A 23256-nucleotide genomic window follows, 5' to 3' on the forward strand; every position below is an offset into this window, starting at 1 on the left:
GCGGATCAGTAGTTCAGCAAGGCGGAATCATCGAACCGCCCCTGTTGCGCGGCGATGGCTTCGCGCGAGTCAGGAAAACGCTGCTCAAGCTGGTTGGTCCAAAGCGCCACATTCGCCGCATTGCCTGCCTTGCGGGCTATCAGAATGCCGACCCAGAGCGACTGGGCGCTCGCATATTGACCACTGTTGACCCGCGCGATGTAGAACAAGGCCTCCTTGTCCTTGCCCAGGCGGTCGAGCACCACGGCCAGATTGGTGGACAAGGCCGGATTGCCCGGGTCGAGTGCAAAGCCCTTCTTGAGCGTGCCTTCCGATGCGGCCCAGTCGCCCGCGCGGTACTGGCATACGCCCAAGGCCAGGTAGGTGCGCACCGGGTAGCGGTAGTTCTGAATCGACAAGGCCTTGTTGAACTGAGCGAACGAATCCGGATACCGACGCTGCTGGCAGAGAAACCAGCCATAGTTGTGCAGCGCATCGGGATTGTCGGGCGACAGACGCAGCGCCTCGCGGTAATTGGCTTCGGCCTTCGCGCTGTCGTTCAGCGCGGTGTAGATCAGCGCTCGCATGGTGTAGGCGGGCACATAGTCCGACTTGTCCGCCAAGGCCTTGTCGACCTCTTCAAGCGCGACCTGAAACTGGCCTCGCTGGTAGTAGCCCTCGGCGAGTTCGAGTCGCAATTGCACGCGCTTGAGCACATCGCTCTGCTGCGGCGACAGTACCGCGCCCGAGCCCATGTCTGTGGCGCGCTGCGTCTGCGAGGCACAACCGCCCAGCAGCAATGCGCCTGCCATCAGCAAGCCCATGAGGGCCACGCGCCCATGCGAAAAACTGGGTCGCGCACGAAGACGTGAGAACATGGGCAGACTCTCCCTCAATGACCCAGCCGCACCACAGACGATGTCGCGGCTGCCCGCTGCATGCGGATGACTCGACGGGTGCGATCCTGCACCTCGCCCGCCAGTTGACCACAGGCGGCATCGATATCGTCGCCACGGGTCTTGCGCACAGTGGTGACCAGACCCGCGTCTAACAGCACCTGGGCAAAGGCCGCAACGCGCGCCGCCGAAGAACGGTGCAGACCCGACTCGGGGAACGGGTTGAACGGAATCAGATTGAACTTGCAGTTGACCTGCGCCGAACGCACCAGCCTGACCAGTTCCTGCGCCAGAGCCGGGGTGTCGTTCACACCGTCGAGCATGCAGTATTCGAAGGTGATGAAGTCGCGCGGCGCGAACTCGAGATAGCGCTTGCAGGCCGCCAGCAATTCGTGCAGCGGATACTTGCGGTTGAGCGGCACCAACTCGTCGCGCAGCGCATCGACGGGCGCGTGCAGCGAAACCGCCAGCGCCACCGGGCAGTCCTGCGACAGGCGGTCGATCATGGGCACCACGCCAGAGGTGGACACCGTCACCCGGCGCCGCGACAGGCCGTAGCCGTCGTCGTCGAGCATGACACGCAGCGCCGGAAGCAGCGCGCCGTAGTTCTGCAGCGGCTCGCCCATGCCCATCATCACCACATTGGAGATGGCGCGTTCGCTGGCAGGAAGACCGAGTTCACGGCGCATGGTGAATTCGGCATGCCAGAGCTGGGCGAGAATTTCCCAGGTCTGCAGATTGCGGCTGAAGCCCTGGTGGCCCGTCGAGCAGAACTTGCAGTTCACCGCGCAACCGGCCTGCGACGACACACACAGAGTGTTGCGCTGGGCTTCGGGAATGAACACGGCCTCGACGGCGTTGCCCTGGCCCACATCGAACAGCCACTTCACCGTGCCATCTGCCGAACGCGACTCGGTGAGCACGGGCAAGGGCGCGACCTGCGCATGGTCACGCAGAAACTGCCGCAGCGGCTTGGCCAGATTGCTCATGGCCTCGAAATCGGCCACGCCTTTCTGGTGCACCCAGCGGAACACCTGTCGCGCACGAAAGGCCGCGTGGCCATGGCGCCCGAACCAGTCCACCAATCCGTCGCGATCGAACTGGAGCAGGTTGGTGGAGTTTGGTTCGCCTGGCATGGCTGCGATGTTGCGTGCGCCGGTTTTTAGCGCGAATAGATCGCCATTTGCGGGAAAAAGAAAGCGATTTCCTGCGCTGCGGTCTCAGCCGCGTCGGAGCCGTGAACCGCATTGGCGTCGATGCTGTCGGCAAAGTCGGCGCGGATGGTGCCGGGCGCAGCCTTCTTCGGGTCGGTCGCGCCCATCAGGTCGCGGTTCTTGAGAATGGCGCCTTCGCCTTCGAGCACCTGGATCATCACTGGGCCGGAGATCATGAACGTCACCAGATCGTTGAAGAACGGACGCGCCTTGTGCACGGCGTAGAACGCCTCGGCCTCGGCACGCGACAGATGGGCCATGCGCGCGGCCACGATCTTGAGGCCGGCCGACTCGAAACGGCTGTAGATCTGCCCGATCACGTTCTTGGCGACGGCATCGGGTTTAATGATGGAGAGCGTGCGCTCAATGGTCATACTTTGCTCCTGAAATCAAAGGGTTAATTCATCATTGTAGACAGCCCATGATGGATGCTGCACTGCGTGGGCCCGCAACGCCACGGATCAGCGTCCGCCGCGATTGCCGCCGCCTCCACCGCCGCGACGGCGCCCGCCAGAGGGGCCGCCACCGCCACCCGACCGATGCGGTCCGGCGTCTTTGTGGATGTAGCCGAAGCTGGTTTTCATCGGATCCGGCTGCGAACTGCCCTGCTTGCCACCCGATTTGCGGCGTGATTGCCCGCCGGGCTTGTTCCCTGTGGAGAAATGACCTTCGCCGCCCCAGGAGCCACCGCCGCTGCGCACGACCGGGCTCTTGCCGAACAGGGCCTCGACCGTGGTGCGGGCATAGCTGTCCGGCCCGGGTTGCTGCTGGCCGCCGCCCTGCCCCTTGCCGCGTCCCCCGCGGCCGCCGCCACGACTGTCCTGACGGCGACCACCCTGGCCTTGCCCCTTCTGGCCACGCACGGAGCGATCGCCTGCCGCAGCAGGCGCCTGCCCACTGCGCCCCTGCAAGGCCTGCACCACCGCCTTGTCGAGTTCGACGAAGTCGCCACGGCGCAATCCGGCAGGCAGCACCACGCTGGCGTAGCGGACCCGGATGAGCCGGCTCACCGTCAGCCCGACGGCCTCGAACATGCGCCGCACCTCCCGGTTGCGTCCTTCGGCAATGACCACCCGCCACCAGCGATTGGCGCCCTCGCCGCCCGCCTCCTCGAGGCTGAGAAAGCGAGCCGGGCCGTCGCCGAGCTGCACGCCCTGGAGCAGTTCGTCGCGGGCGGATGCATCGAGCTCGCCCAGCACCCGCACCGCGTATTCGCGCTCGGCGCCATAACTCGGATGCATCAGCCGATTGGCCAGATCGCCCGAGGTGGTGAAGAGCAGCAGGCCTTCGGTATTGATGTCCAGGCGCCCGACCGCCGTCCACTTCGCGCCCTGAAGCTTGGGCAGATGCTGAAAGACCGTGGGACGACCTTCGGGGTCCTTGAACGAGACGACTTCGCCCGTCGGCTTGTGATAGGCCAGCACGCGCGCCTGCGCCGGACGCAGACGACGTTTGATGATCTTGCCGTTGACGCGAATCTGGTCGGTGGGCAGGATGCGTTGCCCTAGATGCGCGGGCTCGCCGTTGACCGAGACCCGACCGGCCAGGATCAGGTCTTCCATCTCGCGGCGCGAACCCACGCCGCTCTGTGCCAGCACCTTGTGCAGCTTGGGCGCGTCTTCGGCCGGGGCCAGCACGCGACGCACGATCTCGGCGCTTTCCGCAGCCTGATCGTAGGTGCCCGAAATCACGTCCTGAATCTGTACGCCCACCATGGGCGGTTTTGCCACAGCCGCGGGCGCCGCCGCGGCTGCGGCTTGCTCCTCACCGTCCTGCGGCGCTGCCTCGGCGACGGCACGGCGGGCCTTGGGCGGACGCGGCTTGCGCTGGGGCTGCGTCGACACCACCTCGGAGAGCGGCGCGTCAACCGAAGTCGCCGCATCGGCCTGGCTGTTCACGATGGCCTCGGCCTGATGCGCGTCGACCGGCGCAGAAGGAGGCAGCGCGGCAGCCGACTCCGCCTCGGCTTCGGCCAGGGCTGCGGCTTGCGCTGCGGTCTTGCGCGGGGCTCGCCGCGACGGCGCCCGCGGCTTGCGCGCAACAGGCGCCTCCGCCGTGGCGTCCACGGCTTCGAGGGGGGCGCCGGTGTCGGGTGAATCAGACGGGTCGGATGGGCTCATGGTGCATTCGTGGTGGGGTCCGTCAAAGGCAGTTCGCCCTCAGCAGGGTTGCCGGGCGTGGGGGATGCCTGCAGGCCGTCGGTTGTTTCCGGCGGGCGATGAGGGTCGAGGTCGGCGGCTGCCGTTTCCGCCTCGGCGTCGGTTTCGTCAGAGCGCTCGATGTCGGGCAAGCGTTGCTGCAGGCCGTCGAATGGGGACAAGGCCTCGCCGCGCTCCCCCAACGGGGGCAGCGCGTCGAGGGTTTTCAGGCCCAGATCGTCGAGAAATTGCTGGGTGGTCGCCAGCAGCGCTGGGCGTCCCGGCGCCTCCCGGTGGCCGATGGTCTCGACCCAGCCCCGGTCTTCGAGCTGACGAATGATCTGAGCGTTGACCACGACGCCGCGGATCTCTTCGATGTCGCCTCGGGTGACCGGTTGACGATAGGCGATGATTGCCAGGGTTTCCAGCACAGCGCGCGAATATTTCTGCGGCTTCTCGGGATAGAGCCGATCGAGAAAAGGTTGCATCTCTGCCCGGCTCTGGAAACGCCAGCCCTGCGCCAGTTGCACCAGTTCGATGCCGCGTCCCTGCCAGTCGCTGCGCAATTCGTCGAGCAACGCGCGCACGGTGTCTGCGGCGATCGTGTCGTCGAACAGGCGCCGCAGCTCGGCGACGGACAAGGCTTGGGAAGCACAGATCAGCGCGGTCTCGAGGACGCGCTTGGCCTCTAGCGTGTTCATAGATACCCGGTAAATGGCGGCATCAGCCGGATTTCATCCGCTGTGCAGCGGGGGCCCGAAGGCAGGCGCGTGGTGTCGATGTCGGTGCGCCGCAGGAGATTGCGCAAAGATTTTAATACGTCGATCTGCCCAGGCCGATCTTCCGCACTCAATCGCAGGCGGCCAGCTCCGCGGGCACAGGCGGATAGAACGCGTCGGCGTGCAGATCGCCTTCAGGCAATCCGCGCTCGCGCAATTGGGCGCTGATGGCTTCGACCATGCCGGGCGGCCCCGCCAGATAGACCTTGGCGCCCGCAAAATCGTTGACCTGGTCGAACAAGTGTGCAGCCAGCGGGCGATGCACCGCCCGCGGTGGGTCGCCGGGCCCTGCCTCGTCGAGCGCAAGGTGATAGCTGAAATGGCGGTAGTCCCGGCGCATCTGCTCCATGCGATCCAGACCATAGACATCGGCCTGGTTGCGAAAGCCGGCGAACAGCACCACCGGTTCGAGCTTGCCGTTGTCCAGCGCGGTCTGCACCACGCTCAGCATGGGCGCAAGACCCGTGCCGCCACCGACGGCATACAACGGCCCCTCGTGGCGGGGACGGAAGTAGCTCGTTCCCATCGGCCCTCGCACCAGGAGTTGCGCGCCTGGACGTATCACCGTGCCCAACAGGCTGCTCAGGGCGCCCGTGGGGGTGCGGCGGATGTGGAACTCCAGCATGTCGTCATATTCGGCGTCCACCGGCGTGCTGGCCATGGAAAAGTCGCGGGCGATTTCGTGTCCGTCCACGTCCACCACGATCTGCGCGTATTGTCCGGCCGAGAAGGTGAACGGGATGCCGCCCAAGTCGGCGAACTCGATGTGCAACCTGAGGGCGAAGATGTCCTGTGTCAGCGGCTCCAGCGCCACGACGCGGCACAGCAGCTTGCGTTCAGGGTGGGCGATCAGATCGTCGCTATCGGTGAGCCGGATGGTGATGTCTTCGGTCAGCAGCGCGCGGCAGGCCAGAATGACGCCACTGTCTCGTTGCGCATTGGGCAGGGCCTTGGGGTCGTACTTTTTCAGCTTGACCTGCCCCGATTCGAGCACGCACTTGCAGGAGCCGCATTCCCCGGACTTGCAGGAATAGCGTATGGGCACCTGATGCCGCCGCAAGAGTTTGAGCAGGTTCTCGTCGGGATCGGCGAGAAGGTCGGTTTCCGAAGGGAGGATGTGAACGCGGGGCATGGATTCAAACAGGCGTGGTCGGTCAGGTTGTCAGACAGCGACCTCGCCCGTCTCGCCCGTGCGAATGCGCACAACCTGCTCGATGCTGGTGACGAAAATCTTGCCGTCGCCGATCTTGCCGGTGCGGGCGGACTTCAAAATGGCTTCGATGGCACGTTCCACCTGATCGCCCTTGACCACGGCCTCGACCTTCACCTTGGGCAGAAAATCCACCACATACTCGGCCCCACGGTACAGCTCGGTATGGCCCTTCTGGCGCCCGAATCCCTTGACCTCGGTCACCGTCAGTCCGGTGACCCCGATCTCGGCCAACGCCTCACGCACCTCGTCGAGCTTGAACGGTTTGATGATGGCGGTGATGAGTTTCATGTCAGGGCTCCTCGGTGTTGAATGGAAAGTGGAATTTAACTGGCTGCAACCATTTCGGCAGAAATCAGAACGATTCCCGGAATTTGGACGTGATCGGATAGCGCCAATCGCGGCCAAAGGCGCGGTGGGTGATGCGTATGCCCGGCGGGGCCTGGCGGCGCTTGTATTCGGCGAGCTTGAGCAGGTGCACCACGCGCTCGACGTCGGCCCGCGCGTAGCCCGCGGCGATCACGGCGTCGGCACTCTGGTCCTGCTCCATGTAGCGCTGCAGAATGCCGTCGAGCACATCATAAGGCGGCAGACTGTCCTGGTCGGTCTGGTCGGGCCGCAGCTCGGCGCTGGGCGCGCGGGTGATGATGCGCTGCGGGATGACCTCGGCCTCCCCCAGCGCGGCCGCCTGCGCATTGCGCCAGCGCGCTAGTTCCCAGACCAGGGTCTTGGTCACGTCCTTGATGACCGCGAACCCTCCGGCCATGTCGCCATACAGCGTGGCGTAGCCCATGGCCATCTCGCTCTTGTTGCCGGTGGTCAGCACGATGCGCCCGCTATTGTTCGACAGGCCCATCAGCAGGGTGCCGCGAATGCGGGCCTGGATGTTCTCCAGCGTGGTGTCGCCCGGGCGGGCCTGCAGCAGCGGCGCCAGCGTGGCGCGAAACGCGTCGAACAGCGGCGTGATCGGCAGCACGTCGTACTGCACGCCCAGACGCCTGGCCATCTCGGCCGCATCGTCAAGCGACATCTGGGCGGTGAATTCGGACGGCATCATCACCGCCCGCACCTTGTCCGCGCCGAGGGCATCCACGGCGATGGCGAGCACCAGCGCCGAATCCGCGCCGCCCGACAGGCCGATGAGTGCTCCGGGAAAGCCGTTCTTGCCCAGGTAATCGCGCACCCCCAGTGTCAGCGCGGCATAAACCTCGGCATGATCGGTCTTGAGCGGGGCGACGTGCGCCGGCGCTTGTCTGAGGACTTCGCCTCCCGCCACATCGACCATCAAAAGGTCTTCGGTGAACTGCGGTGCCCGCGCCACCAGATCACCGCTGCGGTCGAGCACAAAGGAGGCGCCGTCGAACACGATCTCGTCCTGCCCGCCCACCATCTGCGAGGCAACCAGGGCCATGCCGTTTTCCAGACAGCGCTGGCGCATCACCTGCTCGCGCTCGGCCGTCTTGCCACGGTGATAGGGCGAGGCGTTGAGCACCAGCAGCACCTGGGCCCCGGCCGCACGCGCCTTGCGCGGCGCGTGTGGAAACCAGGCGTCTTCGCAGATATTGATGCCGAAATGCGTCCCCCCGGCCTCAAACACCACGGCCTGGTCTCCGGGCGCAAAGTAACGCCGCTCGTCAAAAACCTGGTAATTGGGCAGTTCATGCTTGCAGTAGGTTGCCTCGATCACACCGCCTCGCAGCAGCGAGGCCGCATTGCAGGCCACCGCCTGCTGAGTCGAAGCCAGACGCGGGGCGTCGGCGCCCGACAGCGCAACCGGATGGCCGACGACCAGCGCCAAATCCGGCAAGTCAGACAGGTCAAGCGCGAGCTGCTTCAATGCATCTGCACTGGCTCGAAGAAAGGCCGGCCGCAGCAACAGATCCTCCGGCGGATAGCCGGTGAGCGCCAGCTCGGGAGTGAGCACCACGCGAGCACCCTGGGCGTAGGCGCGCTGGGCCAGATGCGCGATCTGGGCGGCATTGGCCTTCAAGTCCCCCACGGTGGGGTTGCATTGCACAACAGCGATTCGGAGCGTCATGGCTGAGGATTTTCGCACTGAGTTGGCAGAGTCGGTGAGCACCGTGCCCGCCGAGGTCTGGGGCGAACTGGTCCGCACCACGCCGGGCACCACGCCGTTCCAGCGGCATGCCTGGCTGAGCGCACTGGAGCGCGCCGGCTGCGTCGGGGCGCAGACCGGCTGGCAGCCCGTCGTCGTCAGCCTCAAAGATCGCGCCGGTGGGCTCGCCGCCGCCTGCGTGCTGTATGTGAAGTCGCATTCCTACGGCGAGTATGTGTTCGACTGGGCCTGGGCACGCGCCTACTCCGAACACGGCCTGCCCTATTACCCCAAGCTCCTGCTCGCGGTGCCGTTCACCCCCGTCGGCGGTGCCAAGCTGCTCGGGCGCGACGACCAGGCGCGCCAGGCACTGCTGCAAGAGGTTCTGGCCTTGGCTAGGCGCAGCGGCCTGAGCTCCTTGCACGCCCTGTTCCTCGATCCGCAAGAGGCTCAGTGGTGCGCCGAACTCGGGCTGCTGGAGCGCACCACGTTGCAGTTCCACTGGCGTAACCCGCCCGCCGAGGGCGAGCCGCCGTGGCCCGACTATGCCGCCTTTCTCTCCAGTCTGCGGCATGACAAACGCAAAAAAATCAAACAGGAGCAACGCCAGGTCCGTGACGCCGGGGTCGCGTTTCGAGCCCTTCAGGGCCTGGAAATCACCGAACGCGACTGGGCCTATTTCAGCCGCTGCTACGAGACGACCTATGCCCTTCACGGCTCGACGCCCTATCTCAACGCCGAATTCTTCCGCACCGTGGGCCGCGACATGCCCGAGCATTGCCTGCTGTTCATCGCCGAACGCGAAGGGAAGCCCGTCGCCAGCTCACTCATTCTTCTCGACCCAAGCAGCCGCATCGCCTACGGCCGCTACTGGGGCGCCACCGTGGCGATTCCAGCCCTGCACTTCGATGCCTGCTACTACCAGCCCATCGCCTGGTGCCTCGCCCACGGCTACACCACTTTCGAAGGCGGCGCCCAGGGCGAACACAAGATGGCGCGCGGCCTGCAACCCGTGGCGACCCGCTCGGCCCACTGGCTCGCCCACCCCCGGTTTGCCCAGGCCGTGGAGGACTATCTGGAACGGGAGTCCGCCGATCTGGCGGCCCATCAAGAGCAGTTGCAGCAGCGACTGCCGTTTCGAGAGGTTCAGTAGGGTCGGTTCAACCGCGCAAGGCGAGCTGTTTTTCGACGAAGGCGAGCAAACCCGTGCTCGCCTCCTCCACGAGGTCGAGCACCCGCTCGAAATCGCGCTCCGTGCCGTAATACGGGTCGGGTACCGCCGCCACCGGCGCCTGCGGCGCAAAGCTCAGAAACAGGCGACAGCGTGAGGCAAATTGCGGGGGTGCCTGCTGCTCCAACAACGCAAGATTGTCCCAATCCATCGCCAGCAGCAGGTCGAAACGCGAGAAGTCGGCCTCCTCCACGGCGCGGGCGCGCAGCCCCGAGAGGTCGTAGCCCCGCTGCAGCGCGTAGCGTTGACTGCGCCGATCGGGCGCCGAACCCACATGGAAGGCGTGGGTGCCGGCCGAGTCGATGTGAACGCGCTTTTCCAGACCAGCGTCCCTCACCTTGGCACGAAACACGCCTTCGGCCGTGGGCGAACGGCAGATATTGCCCATGCAGACGAAAAGGATCGAAAAATCGGACATGACAGATTGCGAAAAAGGAATATCGGATGGTTCAGGACTCAAATTATCGTGATCGCCTTCAAAAATCTTTGCGCGGCATGTCAACGGATTCGACGCGTGCCCCATTAAGGCTTCGATCCGGCTTGGATCTCTTCCACTCAAATTTGAAAGTTCATCCCATGAAGAAGATTGTTGCCACTCTGTTCGCCTCCCTGTTCGCCACCGTTGCCATGGCGCAAACCCCCGCTCCGGCTGCTCCCGAGGCCGCCAAGCCCGAAGCGCACAAGGAAATGAAGAAAGAGCACCACAAAGTCGAACACAAGAAGGCCGAACACCACAAAAAGGCCGAGCACAAGGAAATGAAGAAAGAAGAGAAGAAGGCTCAGTAAGAGCGCCTTGAGCCCAGAGTCTCGGGCTCAGAGCCGACGGCCCTACGCCGAATTCGGCCCCAAAATCCCCCACAGTCCGCTGCGGGGGATTTTTTTCGTCCGCTCGAATGCCCCACACCCAGGCGCGCGGGCGCTGCTGCATCGACAGCCCTTGAAGTTCGCGCGAACACCCCCATAACACCAAGGTCAATTTTCAGCCGCATCGCGAACCATGCAGACTTCCCCCGAGACTCCGTCTTCGTCCGATTCCCACACCACGCCGTCGGCCGATCCGCGGGCTGCCGCCGACGCGTCGCCTCACGACCTGATTCCCGAGCCCGCGGTCGCCGATGAACTGGCGCAGGCGCAGGAAGAGATCACCAAGCTCAACGACCAGTTGCTGCGCGCCCGTGCCGAGGTCGAAAACATCCGCCGTCGTGCCGAGGAGGAAACCGCCAAGGCTCGCAAATTCGCGGTAGAGAGCTTCGCGGAAGCGCTGCTGCCGGTGAAGGACAGCCTCGAAGCAGCGCTGGCCGACACCAGCGGCAAGCCCGAGGTGCTCAAGCAAGGCGTGGAACTGACCCTGAACCAGATGAAATCGGCTTTCGAGCGCAACCGCCTGCAGGAGATTGCGCCAGCGCCGGGCGACAAGTTCGATCCCGCGCTGCACCAAGCCATTTCCGTGCAGCCCGCAGAACTGCCCTCGGGCTCGGTGGCTTCGGTCTTGCAAAAAGGCTATCGCATCGCCGAGCGCACCCTTCGCCCGGCCTTGGTCACGGTGGCGCAGTGATCGCGCGGCGGCCCGGGGCTTGAATTGGTGACGGGCCACCTCATTTAATCAGTAGTCAAAAATCAGCGCCACTCGGCGCGGCACATTCGGAGAGTTTCCATGGCAAAAATCATCGGCATCGACCTGGGCACCACCAACTCCTGCGTGGCGGTCATGGAGGGCAATACGCCCAAGGTCATCGAAAACAGCGAAGGCGCGCGCACCACGCCCTCGATCGTCGCCTATATGGAAGACGGCGAGATTCTGGTGGGCGCTTCGGCCAAGCGGCAGTCGGTCACCAACCCCAAGAACACGCTTTACGCCGTCAAGCGCCTGATCGGCCGCAAGTTCACCGAAAAGGAAGTGCAGAAAGACATCGACCTGATGCCCTACAGCATCGTCAAGGCCGACAACGGCGACGCCTGGGTGGAGGTGCGCGGCAAGAAGCTCGCGCCGCCCCAGATCAGCGCCGAAGTGCTGCGCAAGATGAAAAAGACCGCGGAAGACTACCTCGGTGAAACCGTGACCGAGGCGGTGATCACCGTGCCCGCCTATTTCAACGACAGCCAGCGCCAGGCCACCAAGGACGCGGGCCGCATCGCCGGTCTGGACGTCAAGCGCATCATCAACGAGCCCACCGCTGCGGCCCTGGCCTTCGGTCTGGACAAGCACGGCAAGGGCGACCGCAAGATCGCGGTGTATGACCTCGGAGGCGGCACGTTCGACATCTCCATCATCGAAATCGCCGATGTCGAGGGTGAGAAGCAGTTCGAAGTGCTGTCGACCAATGGCGACACCTTCCTCGGCGGCGAAGACTTCGACCAGCGCATCATCGACTACATCATCGCCGAATTCAAGAAGGAACAGGGCGTCGATCTGAGCAAGGACGTGCTCGCGCTGCAGCGCCTGAAAGACGCGGCCGAGAAAGCCAAGATCGAGCTCTCCAGCTCGACGCAGACCGAAATCAACCTGCCTTACGTCACCGCAGACGCTTCCGGTCCGAAGCACCTCAACCTCAAGCTCACCCGCGCCAAGCTCGAGAGCCTGGTGGAAGAACTCATCGAGCGCACCATCGCCCCTTGCCGCACCGCCATCACCGATGCTGGCGTGAAGGTGGGCGACATCGACGACGTCATCCTGGTCGGCGGCATGACCCGCATGCCCAAGGTGCAGGACAAGGTCAAGGAATTCTTCGGCAAGGAGCCGCGCAAGGACGTGAACCCCGACGAGGCCGTGGCCGTGGGCGCTGCCATCCAGGGCTCGGTGCTGGCGGGTGACCGCAAGGACGTGCTGCTGCTCGACGTGACCCCGCTGTCTCTGGGCATCGAGACCATGGGCGGCGTGATGACCAAGATGATCACCAAGAACACCACCGTGCCGACCAAGCATGCGCAGGTCTATTCGACCGCGGATGACAACCAGCCCGCGGTGACCATCAAGGTGTACCAGGGCGAGCGCGAGATGGCCGCCGGCAACAAGCTGCTGGGCGAGTTCAACCTCGAAGGCATTCCGCCGGCCCCGCGCGGCGTGCCTCAGATCGAGGTGACCTTCGACATCGACGCCAACGGCATTCTGCACGTCAGCGCCAAAGACAAAGGCACCGGCAAGGAGAACAAGATCACCATCAAGGCCAACTCCGGGCTGAGCGAAGAGGAAGTGCAGCGCATGGTGCGTGACGCCGAGGCCAATGCGGAAGAAGACCACAAGAAGCGCGAACTGGTCGACGCCCGCAACCAAGCCGACGCCGCCGTGCATTCGGTGCGCAAGTCGCTGGGCGAGTACGGCGACAAGATCGATGCCGGCGAAAAGACCGCCATCGAGGATGCGCTGAAAGCCGCCGAAGAGGCGATCAAGTCGGAAGACAAGGCCGACATCGAAGCCAAGACCAGCGCCCTGCTCGCCGCCAGCCAGAAGCTGGGCGAGAAGATGTACGCCAGCCAGGCCGGCGAACAGGCCGCCGGGGGCGCGTCTGGGGGTGGCTCCTCAGCCGGTGCGGGTGCGCAGGCCGCGGGCGACGACACCGTGGTCGATGCCGAGTTCAAGGAAGTGAAGGACGGCAAGGCCTGATCGCCGCGACGTTGATGTCCCCTGACGGGAGGGCCGCTGATTGCGCGGCCCTCCCGTTTGTCCATTGTTGTTGAACCGATTCGCAAGGCATAACCCGTGGCAAAACGCGATTACTACGAAGTCCTGGGCGTGAGCAAGAACGCCTCGGAAGACGAGATCAAGAAGGCCTACCGCAAGCTGGCCATGAAGCATCACCCTGACCGCAATCAGGGCAACAAAGAGTCTGAAGAGCAGTTCAAGATCGTCAAGGAAGCCTACGAGTGCCTGTGCGACTCGCAGAAGCGCGCGGCCTACGACCAATACGGCCACGCCGGAGTCGATCCGTCGGCTGGCGGGTTTGGAGGATTCGGTGGCGGTGCGGGCGGATTTGGCGACTTCGGCAACATCTTCGACGAAATCTTCGGCGGCGGGCGCCGCGGGGGCGGCGGGCCGCAGGTCTATCGAGGCAACGATCTGAGCTACTCGCTGGAGATCACCCTCGAGGACGCGGCGCACGGCGTGAGCAAGAACCTGCGCATTCCCGGCTGGGAAGAATGCGGCACCTGCCACGGCAGTGGCGCCAAGCCCGGCACCAAACCCATCACCTGCACCACCTGCCACGGCAGCGGCCAGGTGGCGCAGCGCATGGGGCCGTTCGCCATGCAGCAGACCTGCCCGACCTGCCACGGCACGGGCAAGCTCATCCCCGAGCCCTGCACCGCCTGTCATGGGCGCGGCCGCGTCCAGAAGCAGAAAACCCTGGAGGTGCAGATCCCCGCGGGCATCGACTCGGGCATGCGCATTCGCTCCACGGGCAACGGCGAACCCGGCATCAACGGCGGGCCGCCCGGCGACCTGTACGTGGAAATCCACATCAAGCAGCACCCGGTCTTCGAGCGCGACGGCGACGACCTGCACTGTCATGTCCCGGTGAGCATGGCCACGGCTGCTCTTGGTGGCAGCATTGACGTGCCCACGCTGGGCGGCAAGGCCGAGATCGACCTGCCCGAGGGCACGCAGACCGGCAAGACCTTCCGTCTGCGTGGCAAGGGCATCAAGGGCCTGCGTTCGAGCTACCCCGGCGATCTGTACTGCCACATCACCGTGGAAACGCCGGTCAAGCTCAACGAAGAACAGAAGCGCCTTCTGCGCGAACTCGACGAGTCGCTCAAAAAAGGTGGCGACCGCCATTCGCCGCAAGCCAAGTCGTGGTTCGACAAGGCCAAGGAGTTCTTCAAGCCGCTTTGAGCACGCGAAGCGCCAAGAGTCTGCCGGGCTTGAGGATCGCGGGCTGCAAAATGACCCTGCGGCGCCTTGCGGCAGCGGCTTTTTGCCCCATAGCTGCGGCTATGGGGCTGCAAACCCGCCGCCACATGGCATCCACAGGCCCATTTTTCGCTTTCCACGCCCCAAACCCGACAGACTCCTTAGGATGCGAAAATGGCACCCTTTTTCATTTCAGAAGCATCATGGAAGCCGAACGTCTCAACGCCATCTCCAACCGCATCGCCGACCTGCAACAGCGCGTTCAAGCGCTAAGGGGGTATCTTTGACTTCGATGCCAAGTCGGCGCGGCTGATGGAAGTGGCGGGGGCGCTCGAAGACCCGCAGGTCTGGAACGACCCCAAGCGCGCGCAGGAACTGGGGCGCGAGCGCAAGTCGCTCGAAGTCGTGGTGCTCGGGCTGCAGAAGCTCACCGCCGCGCTGGCCGATCACAACGAGCTGTTCGAAATGTCGCGCGAAGAGGGCGATGACGCCACCTGCGAGGCCATTGAAGCCGATATCGAGCAGTCGGCCGCCGAGGTCGAGGCGCTGGAGTTCCGCCGCATGTTCTCCAACCCGCTCGATCCGAGCAACTGCTTCATCGACATCCAGGCCGGCGCCGGCGGCACCGAGGCGCAGGACTGGGCGAGCATGCTGCTGCGCCAGTACCTGCGCTACTGCGAGCGCAAGGGCTTCAAGGTCGAGGTGATGGAAGAGACCGAGGGCGATGTAGCCGGTATCCGCAGCGCCACCATCAAGGTCGAGGGCGACTACGCCTACGGCCAGCTCCGCACCGAAACCGGAGTGCACCGCCTGGTGCGCAAGAGCCCGTTCGATTCATCCGGCGGGCGCCACACCAGCTTCGCCAGCGTGTTCGTCTATCCCGAGGTAGACGACTCGATCGAGATCGACATCAACCCCGCCGACGTGCGTACCGACACCTTCCGTGCCAGCGGCGCCGGTGGGCAGCACATCAACAAGACCGACTCGGCGGTGCGGCTCACGCACATTCCCACGGGCATCGTGGTGCAGTGCCAGAACGACCGCAGCCAGCATCGCAACCGCGACGAGGCCTGGCAGATGCTGCGCTCGCGGCTATACGAGCACGAGATGCGCAAGCGCATGGCCGAGCAGCAGAAACTCGAATCGAGCAAGAGCGATGTCGGCTGGGGCCACCAGATCCGCAGCTATGTGCTCGACCAGAGCCGCATCAAGGATCTGCGCACCAACGTCGAAATCTCCAACACCCAGAAGGTGCTCGACGGCGATCTCGACGAATTCATCACCGCCAGCCTGAAATCCGGCCTCTGATCCTTATCGCTCGCTAAAACGTCGCACCGCCATGACCGCCAAACCCGACACGCCCGCCCGCATCACCCGCCTGACAGACTACACCCCACCGGCTTACGCCATCGACAGCGTGCATCTGCGCTTCGACCTCGACCCCGCCAAGACCCGCGTGCACAGCCGCATGGCCGTGCGCCGCGTCGCGGGCGCCGCAGAGTCGGCAGCTCTCGTGCTCGACGGTGAGGACATCACCCTGCTGACCCTGAAGGTCAACGGCGAATTCGTCGCCTTCCGCCAGGAAACCGACAAACTCGTGCTCGACAAGCTGCCCGAGGCTTTCACGCTGGAGATCGAAACCCTCAACGTCCCCCAGGCCAATACCCAGTTGGCGGGGCTCTACATGTCGGGCGGCGCGTTTTTCACCCAGTGCGAGGCCGAGGGCTTTCGCCGCATCACCTACTGGCCCGACCGCCCGGATGTGATGAGCCGCTTTCACGTCACGCTGCGGGCCGACAAGGCCGCTTACCCCGTGCTGCTGTCCAACGGCAATCTGGTGTCGCATACTGACCTGGACGGCGGCCGCCACGAGGCGGTCTGGGACGACCCGTTTCCCAAGCCCTGCTACCTGTTCGCGCTGGTGGCCGGCAATCTGGTGTGCCGCGAGCAGACGGTGCGCGCCGCCTCGGGCAAGACGCATCTGCTGCAGGTCTATGTGCGCGCGGGCGATCTCGACAAGACCGAGCATGCGATGGAGTCGCTCATCAAGTCGATCGCGTGGGACGAACAGCGCTTCGGCCTAAGCCTCGACCTCGACCGCTTCATGATCGTCGCGGTGAGCGACTTCAACATGGGCGCGATGGAGAACAAGGGTCTCAACATTTTCAACACCAAGTACGTTCTGGCCAACCCCGCCACCGCCACCGATGCCGACTACGACGGCATCGAAAGCGTGGTCGGCCACGAATATTTTCACAACTGGACGGGCAATCGCATCACCTGCCGCGACTGGTTCCAGCTCAGTCTCAAGGAAGGCCTCACCGTCTTCCGCGACCAGGAGTTCAGCCAGGATCTGGCCGCCGCGGCGGGCGGCGAATCGGCGCGCGCGGTCAAGCGCATCGAAGACGTGCGCGTTTTGCGCACCGCGCAGTTCTCCGAAGACGCCGGGCCGATGGCGCACCCGGTGCGCCCGGAGCAGTACCAGGCCATCGACAACTTCTACACCGCCACCGTCTACGAAAAAGGCGCCGAGGTGGTGCGCATGATGCAGACCCTGGTGGGCCGAGCCGGTTTCCGCAAGGGTATGGACCTGTACTTCCAGCGCTTCGACGGCCAGGCCGTGACCTGCGACGACTTCGCCCAGGCCATGGCCGACGCCAATCCGCAATCGCCGCTGGCGCAACATCTCGTCGCCTTCAAGCGCTGGTACAGCCAGGCCGGCACACCGCACCTGCATGCCAGCGGATCGCTCGACCCGGCCTCGCGCACCTACACCCTCACCCTGCGCCAAACCCTGCCCGATACCCCGGGCCAGAGCGACAAACAGCCCCAGGTCATCCCCGTCGCCATGGGGCTGCTGGGGCCCGATGGCGCCGCCCTGCCGCTTTGGCTGGATGGGCAGGACAAAGGCTCCGACACCGTGCTGGTGCTCACCGAGACCGAGCAGACCTTCACCTTCGGCAACATCGACGCTGCCGCCGTCACCCCTTCGCTGCTGCGCCGTTTCTCGGCACCGGTCATCCTCGACTACGCCTACCCCGACGCCGACCTGCTCCACCTGCTGGCTCACGACGCAGACCCTTTCAACCGCTGGGAAGCGGCGCAGCGGCTGACCCTGGCACGCGTGCTGGCAGCCGTGCGTGGCGATGAGCTGCAACTCGATCCGGCCTATCTCGACGCGCTGCGCGCCGTGCTGCGCGACCCGAAGCTCGACCCCGCCTTCAAAGAGCTGCTGCTCACCCCGCCGGGCGAGAGCTATATCGCCGAACAGCTCGACGAGGTCGATCCGCCCCGCATCCACCGCGCCCGCCAGGCGCTGCGCACCGCACTCGCGCATGAACTCGCCGATGACTGGCAAGCCCTCTGGGACAGCCTCACACCCCAAGGCGGCTACAGCCCCGATTTCGCCAGCGCCGGCCGCCGTGCGCTGCGCAATCTGGCGCAGGCGCATCTGTGCGAGCTGGGACAGACGAGCTGGCTGGGACGGGTCTATCAGCGCGTGAAAGACGCCGACAACATGACCGACCGCTTTGCCGCCCTGGCGGCGCTGGTGCAGGTCGGTGCCGAACTGGCCAAACCGGCGCTGGAGCGTTTCGCCGCTCAATTCGCCGGCGAAGCGCTGGTCATGGACAAATGGTTCGCGCTGCAGGCAAGTAGCCCCGACCATGACGGTCGGCAACTCGATCGGGTGCGCGCGCTCATGCAGCACCCGGCCTTCTCGCTGCAAAACCCCAACCGCGCTCGCAGCGTGCTGTTCGCCTACTGCCAGGCCAACCCCGGCGCCTTCCACCGCGCCGATGGAGCTGGCTATGCATTCTGGGCCGAGCAAGTGCAGGCGCTCGATGCCATCAACCCGCAGGTCGCGGCCCGACTGGCGCGCGCCCTCGACCGCTGGCGCAAACTCGCGCCCGTTTATCGCGACGCCGCGCAGCAGGCGCTGCGCTCCGTGGCAGACAGCGCCATGCTGTCTTCCGACACCCGAGAAATCATCGAACGCGCCTTGGCCAACTGATCTCAGCGCGCCCCTTTCCTTCCAGAGACTTCCCCATGACCCAATCCGTCAACCTCACCCGCTACCTCGTCGAACAGGAGCGCGAGCACGGCATCATCACCCCGCAACTGCGTCTGCTCGTCGAGGTGGTCGCGCGCGCCTGCAAGCGCATCAGCATCGCCGTGAACAAAGGCGCCCTGGGCGATGTGCTTGGCTCCGCCGGAACCGGCAATGTGCAGGGTGAAGTGCAGAAAAAGCTCGACGTCATCGCCAACGACGTGCTGATTCATGCCAACGAATGGGGCGGGCACCTCGCGGCCATGGCCTCGGAAGAAATGGACACCGTCTTTCCCGTATCCGAGAACTACCCGCGTGGCGAGTATCTGCTGCTGTTCGACCCGCTCGACGGCTCGTCCAACATCGACGTCGACGTCACCATCGGCACCATCTTTTCGGTTCTGCAACTGCCAGCCAACGCCGGCGAGGTGCGCGAAGAACACTTCCTTCAGGCCGGCGCAAAGCAGGTCGCCGCGGGCTATTGCGTGTATGGCCCGCAGACCCAGCTCGTGCTCACCGTGGGGCGCGGCGTGGCGGTGTTCACCCTCGATCGCGAACAGGGCAGTTTCGTCCTCACCCAGAGCGATCTGCAGATTCCCGCCCGCACCAGCGAGTTTTCCGTCAACATGTCGAACCTGCGCCACTGGGCGCCCCCGGTGAAGCGCTACATCGACGAATGCCTGCAAGGCAAGGAGGGCCCGCGCGGGCGCGACTTCAATATGCGCTGGGTGGGCAGCATGGTGGCCGACGTGCACCGCATCCTCATGCGCGGCGGCGTGTTCCTGTACCCGTGGGACAAGCGCGAACCCAACAAGCCCGGCAAGCTGCGCCTGCTGTACGAAGCCAACCCCATGAGCTTCCTCGTGGAACAGGCCGGCGGCGCAGCCACGAACGGCCAGCAACGCATCCTCGACATTGCGCCCACCTCCTTGCACGAGCGTTGCAGCGTGATGCTGGGCTCGCGCGAAGAAGTCGAACTGCTGCAGCGCTACCACGCCGAAGCCGCTTCCCAAACCGCCTGAACTACCGGTCTTGCCACACCGCTGGTATAGAATGGCGGGCTTCGCCGGTGTAGCTCAGTTGGTAGAGCAGCGCATTCGTAATGCGAAGGTCGGGGGTTCGACTCCTCTCACCGGCACCAGACAAAACAACCCGCCCGATGGCGGGTTTTGTTTTTCTCGTCTTGCGCCCCCCGGGCAGGGCGTGGCTAATTCACCGGCGTGAGCTTGGCGATGTTCAGCGCCAGCCACTTGGTGCCGTGGCGGTTGAACCTGACCTGGGCGCGGGCCTCGTCGCCACTGCCTTCCAGGCTCAGCACCACGCCTTCACCGAACTTGTTGTGAAACACGCCCTGCCCTACCCGCAGGCCGTGGCTGGTCTTGGGCGGGGGCGGCGTGAAAGTGGAAGGGTCAAAGCCACCTGAAACAGCCTTGGAAGGCGCGTTCCATCCGCGCTGCTCGTCTCGGTCGAAGCTGCTTGCGAGCACCTGACTGAAACCGGGCTGCTTCGCGCTGAGCCATTTGAGCGCCTGGGGAGGGAGTTCGTCGAAGAAGCGGCTGCGCAGGTTGTAGCGCGTCTGTCCGTGGAGCATGCGGGTCTGGGCCAGGCTGAGGTAGAGGCGCTTGCGCGCGCGGGTGATGGCCACATACATCAGGCGGCGCTCTTCTTCCACGCCGTCGGCTTCGCTCAGGGCGTTTTCATGCGGGAACAGGCCTTCTTCGAGGCCGGTGATGAAGACCGCGTCGAACTCCAGGCCCTTGGCCGCGTGGACGGTCATCATCTGGATGGCGTCCTGTCCGTTCTGCGCCTGGTTGTCGCCGGCTTCGAGCGCGGCGTGGGTGAGGAAGGCGGTCAATGGCGAGAGGGTTTCGCCGGTGGCGGGGTCGATGGCCTCGATGGCCGCTGGACTGTCGGCAGCGTCGGATGCCGTGCCGAGCGCCTGGCGCTGCTGCGCCGTCGCGTTCAGACCGAAGCCTTCCTGGGTGACGAAAGCCGCGGCGGCGTTGACCAGTTCCTCCAGGTTTTCCAGCCGTTCCTGACCCTCGCGTTCCTCCCGATAGTGGGCGTTGAGGCCGCTGGCTTCAAGGACGTGCCGAACCAGATCGGGCAGGCTCATCGCCGCGGTCTGAAAGCGCATCTGCGCCACCAGATCGAGAAAGGCCTGGAGGCTGGCCGCACCACGTCCGCCGAGAGCGTCGACGGCTTCGCTCAGCGGCGTGGCGCGCAGGCGGGCGGCGTCCTGCAACTGCTCCAGGGTACGGGCGCCGATGCCGCGCGCCGGGAAGTTGACCACGCGCAGGAAGGCGGTGTCGTCCTGCGGGTTGTCGAGCAGGCGCAGGTAGGCCAGCGCATGCTTGACCTCGGCACGCTCGAAAAACCGCAGACCGCCATACACGCGATAAGGCAGGCCCGCATTGAAGAGCGCGCCCTCGATCACCCGCGACAGCGCGTTGGCGCGGTAGAGCACGGCGATCTCGCTGTGCGGCAGCCCTTCGCGCAGCAGTTGTCGCACTTCGTCGATCAGCCACTGCGCTTCGGCATAGTCGCTCGGCGCCTCGAACACCCGCACCGGCTCGCCCGCGCCGGCCTCGGTGCGCAGGTTTTTGCCCAGGCGGCGCGCGTTATTGGCGATCAGGGTGTTGGCCGAATCGAGGATGTGACCATGCGAGCGGTAGTTGCGCTCCAGCTTGATGAGGTGGCGCACATGAAACTCGCGCTGGTAATCGTCCATATTGCCAGCGTGCGCGCCCCGGAAGGCGTAGATGCTCTGGTCGTCGTCACCGACGGCGAACACGCAGGCGCCCTGTGCGTCTTCCGGCCCGGCCAGCAGCTTGAGCCATTGGTACTGCAAGCGGTTGGTGTCCTGGAACTCGTCCACCAGGATGTGGCGAAAGCGCTGGCGGTAATGCGCGCGGATGGCGGGGTTGTCGCGCAGGATTTCATACGAGCGCAGCAGCAGCTCGGCAAAGTCGGCCACGCCGTCGCGGGTGCATTGCGCCTCATAAGCCAGGTAGATCTCGACCAGTTGGCGGCTTTGCTGGTCGCGCGCCTCGACATCGCCCGGGCGCAGACCCTGTTCCTTGGCGCCGTTGATGAACCATTGCACCTGCTTGGGCGGATGGCGCTGCTCGTCCACGTTCAGCGCTTTGAGCAGGCGCTTGATGTTGGCGAGCTGATCCTGAACGTCGAGAATCTGAAAAGTCTGGGGCAGACCCGCCTCACGCCAATGCGCCCGCAGAAAGCGGTTGCACAGACCATGGAAGGTGCCGATCCACATGCCCCTGACCGAAATGGGGAGCTGGGCAGACAGGCGCGCCATCATTTCCTTGGCCGCCTTGTTGGTGAAGGTCACGGCCAGAATGCCAGCCGGGCTGACCTGCCCGGTGGAAATCAGCCAAGCGATGCGAGTGGTGAGCACTCGCGTTTTTCCGCTTCCAGCGCCAGCGAGGATCAGGGCATTCTCAGCGGGCAAGGTGACAGCGGCGTGCTGCTCGGGATTGAGTTGTTGGATGAGGGCAGACATGGACGGATTTTAGGGCGCCAGGGTCGAATGTCCTCTGCCTCGGTTCGATCTTCCCCCGGGCCTAGGAGTCTGTCGGACTTGAGGATCGCGGGCTGCAAAATGGGACAGCAAAGCCCTGCGGCAGCGGCTTTTTGCCCCATAGCTCGGGCTATGGGCCTGCAAATCCGCCTCCACATGGCATCCACAGGCCCATTTTTCGCCATCCGCGCCCCAAGCCCAACAGACTCCTAGAATGAATCACCGGGCCGCAAAAGTCTTGCCGCCCGGTTTTTTGTGTGCGCAGCAAACGTGCACTCTTTCTGGAGACCGTGATGGACATCTTCGACTACGACAACATTCTGCTGTTGCCGCGCAAGTGCCGGGTGGAGAGTCGCAGTCAATGCGATCCGTCCACCGAGTTCGGCGGGCGGCGGTTTCGCCTGCCGGTGGTGCCGGCCAATATGAAGACCGTGGTGGACGCCAACGTCTGCCGCTGGCTGGCGGCCAACGGCTACTTCTATGTAATGCACCGTTTCGATGTCGACGTCGCGGCCTTTGCCCGCCAGATGCGCGATGCCGATCTGTTCGTTTCCATTTCCCTGGGCGTCAAGGAGGATGACAGGGCGATCATCGACCAGCTCGCCGCCGAGGGCACGGGGGCCGATTACGTCACCATCGACATCGCCCACGGCCATGCCGACAGCGTGCAGCGCATGATCGCGCACATCAAGCACAAGCTGCCGCAGACCTTCGTCGTCGCCGGCAACATCGGCACGCCCGAAGCGGTGATCGACCTCGAAGCCTGGGGCGCCGACGCCACCAAGGTGGGCATAGGCCCGGGCAAGGTCTGCATCACCCGCATGAAAACCGGCTTCGGTACGGGCGGGTGGCAACTCTCGGCGCTGAAGTGGTGCGCCCGTGTGGCGACCAAGCCCATCATCGCCGACGGCGGCATCCGCGAACACGGCGACATCGCCAAGAGCGTGCGCTTCGGCGCCAGCATGGTGATGATCGGCTCCATGCTCGCCGGACACGAGGAATCTCCGGGGCAGAAAGTGGAGGTCGACGGGCGCATGTACAAGGAGTATTTCGGCAGCGCCTCCGAGTTCAACAAGGGCGCCTACCGCAACGTCGAGGGCAAGCGCATTCTGGAGCCGCTCAAGGGCCGTCTGGCCGATACCCTGCGCGAAATGGAAGAAGACCTGCAAAGCTCCATTTCCTACGCCGGCGGCACGCGGCTGGCCGACATCCGCAAGGTCAACTACATCATCCTCGGGCAGAACAACGCGGGCGAGCATGTGCTGATGTAAGGCAGGCGCAGGGCCTGCGCCCTACGATGCCTGCATTTGCCGTTGCC

General features: G+C 64.8%; 19 protein-coding genes and 1 tRNA gene. 10 read left to right on the top strand and 10 right to left on the bottom strand.

Annotated features, from left to right (window positions below):
• Positions 1-5 precede the first annotated feature (5 nt).
• The 8 genes from pilW to ASC45_RS07855 all read right to left on the bottom strand — a co-directional run bounded on the left by pilW (position 6) and on the right by ASC45_RS07855 (position 8254).
• Positions 6-857 carry a type IV pilus biogenesis/stability protein PilW gene (pilW, locus tag ASC45_RS07820; protein ID WP_055450482.1) on the bottom strand — a complete coding sequence of 284 codons (852 nt, stop codon included), beginning with the start codon at positions 855-857 and terminating at the stop codon, positions 6-8.
• Between the two features lie 14 nt (positions 858-871).
• A complete protein-coding gene (gene rlmN, locus ASC45_RS07825) occupies positions 872-2011 on the bottom strand; it encodes a dual-specificity RNA methyltransferase RlmN (protein ID WP_055450483.1) in 1140 nt (379 codons plus the stop codon).
• A 26-nt stretch (positions 2012-2037) separates the two neighbouring features.
• Positions 2038-2463, bottom strand: a complete 426-nt coding sequence (gene ndk, locus ASC45_RS07830; RefSeq protein ID WP_055450484.1) for a nucleoside-diphosphate kinase — start codon at positions 2461-2463, stop codon at positions 2038-2040.
• A gap of 87 nt (positions 2464-2550) precedes the next feature.
• Positions 2551-4209 (bottom strand): 23S rRNA pseudouridine(2605) synthase RluB, encoded by a 1659-nt coding sequence (rluB, locus tag ASC45_RS07835; RefSeq protein ID WP_055450485.1) that lies wholly within the window; start codon positions 4207-4209, stop codon positions 2551-2553.
• Positions 4206-4928: an SMC-Scp complex subunit ScpB gene (scpB, locus tag ASC45_RS07840; protein ID WP_055450486.1), complete on the bottom strand. Its 723-nt coding sequence runs from the start codon at positions 4926-4928 to the stop codon at positions 4206-4208. The genes rluB and scpB overlap by 4 nt, the downstream gene beginning before the upstream one ends.
• Positions 4929-5076: 148 nt before the next feature.
• The gene (locus ASC45_RS07845; protein WP_055450487.1) at positions 5077-6138 is read right to left on the bottom strand and encodes a 2Fe-2S iron-sulfur cluster binding domain-containing protein; all 1062 of its coding nucleotides are present in this window, start codon (positions 6136-6138) and stop codon (positions 5077-5079) included.
• A 30-nt stretch (positions 6139-6168) separates the two neighbouring features.
• Complete coding sequence (locus tag ASC45_RS07850; RefSeq protein WP_055450488.1) at positions 6169-6507, bottom strand: P-II family nitrogen regulator; 339 nt, start codon at positions 6505-6507, stop codon at positions 6169-6171.
• Positions 6508-6571: 64 nt separating this feature from the next.
• Positions 6572-8254 carry an NAD+ synthase gene (locus tag ASC45_RS07855; RefSeq protein ID WP_055450489.1) on the bottom strand — a complete coding sequence of 561 codons (1683 nt, stop codon included), beginning with the start codon at positions 8252-8254 and terminating at the stop codon, positions 6572-6574.
• Between ASC45_RS07855 and ASC45_RS07860 the strand changes: the two genes are divergently transcribed.
• Positions 8253-9425 (top strand): GNAT family N-acetyltransferase, encoded by a 1173-nt coding sequence (locus ASC45_RS07860; RefSeq protein ID WP_055450490.1) that lies wholly within the window; start codon positions 8253-8255, stop codon positions 9423-9425. The two genes, ASC45_RS07855 and ASC45_RS07860, sit on opposite strands and share 2 nt — an antisense overlap.
• Positions 9426-9432: 7 nt before the next feature.
• On the opposite strand, the gene ASC45_RS07865 is transcribed toward ASC45_RS07860, so the two are convergent.
• The gene (locus ASC45_RS07865) at positions 9433-9921 is read right to left on the bottom strand and encodes a low molecular weight protein-tyrosine-phosphatase (RefSeq protein ID WP_055450491.1); all 489 of its coding nucleotides are present in this window, start codon (positions 9919-9921) and stop codon (positions 9433-9435) included.
• Positions 9922-9947: 26 nt separating this feature from the next.
• On the opposite strand from ASC45_RS07865, the gene ASC45_RS16055 reads away from it, so the two are divergent.
• The 8 genes from ASC45_RS16055 (at position 9948) to ASC45_RS07905 (ending at position 19538) form a co-directional block, all read left to right on the top strand.
• A complete protein-coding gene (locus ASC45_RS16055) occupies positions 9948-10289 on the top strand; it encodes a hypothetical protein (RefSeq protein WP_245610003.1) in 342 nt (113 codons plus the stop codon).
• A 211-nt stretch (positions 10290-10500) separates the two neighbouring features.
• Positions 10501-11058: a nucleotide exchange factor GrpE gene (gene grpE / locus ASC45_RS07875; protein WP_055450493.1), complete on the top strand. Its 558-nt coding sequence runs from the start codon at positions 10501-10503 to the stop codon at positions 11056-11058.
• A 99-nt stretch (positions 11059-11157) separates the two neighbouring features.
• Entirely contained in the window at positions 11158-13104 is a 1947-nt protein-coding gene (gene dnaK, locus ASC45_RS07880) for a molecular chaperone DnaK (RefSeq protein WP_055450494.1), read from the top strand.
• 96 nt (positions 13105-13200) lie between these two features.
• Complete coding sequence (dnaJ, locus tag ASC45_RS07885) at positions 13201-14331, top strand: molecular chaperone DnaJ (protein WP_055450495.1); 1131 nt, start codon at positions 13201-13203, stop codon at positions 14329-14331.
• Between the two features lie 221 nt (positions 14332-14552).
• Positions 14553-15657 (top strand): peptide chain release factor 2 gene (prfB, locus tag ASC45_RS07890; protein WP_141655758.1). Its coding sequence is split into 2 segments (ribosomal slippage): positions 14553-14633 and positions 14635-15657, totalling 1104 coding nucleotides; the frame shifts between segments, so codons are not numbered across the junction.
• A gap of 31 nt (positions 15658-15688) precedes the next feature.
• Positions 15689-18361 (top strand): aminopeptidase N, encoded by a 2673-nt coding sequence (gene pepN, locus ASC45_RS07895; RefSeq protein WP_055450497.1) that lies wholly within the window; start codon positions 15689-15691, stop codon positions 18359-18361.
• 35 nt (positions 18362-18396) lie between these two features.
• On the top strand, positions 18397-19419 hold the full coding sequence (locus tag ASC45_RS07900) for a class 1 fructose-bisphosphatase (RefSeq protein ID WP_055450498.1): 1023 nt from the start codon (positions 18397-18399) through the stop codon (positions 19417-19419).
• 43 nt (positions 19420-19462) lie between these two features.
• Positions 19463-19538 (top strand) — tRNA-Thr (locus tag ASC45_RS07905).
• 66 nt (positions 19539-19604) lie between these two features.
• Here the strand turns inward: ASC45_RS07905 and ASC45_RS07910 are convergent.
• Positions 19605-21920, bottom strand: a complete 2316-nt coding sequence (locus ASC45_RS07910) for a UvrD-helicase domain-containing protein (protein ID WP_055450499.1) — start codon at positions 21918-21920, stop codon at positions 19605-19607.
• Positions 21921-22231: 311 nt separating this feature from the next.
• On the opposite strand from ASC45_RS07910, the gene ASC45_RS07915 reads away from it, so the two are divergent.
• On the top strand, positions 22232-23209 hold the full coding sequence (locus ASC45_RS07915) for a GMP reductase (protein WP_055450500.1): 978 nt from the start codon (positions 22232-22234) through the stop codon (positions 23207-23209).
• Positions 23210-23256 lie beyond the last annotated feature (47 nt).

This window comes from Thiomonas bhubaneswarensis, from assembly GCF_001418255.1.
Lineage (GTDB): Bacteria > Pseudomonadota > Gammaproteobacteria > Burkholderiales > Burkholderiaceae_C > Thiomonas > Thiomonas bhubaneswarensis.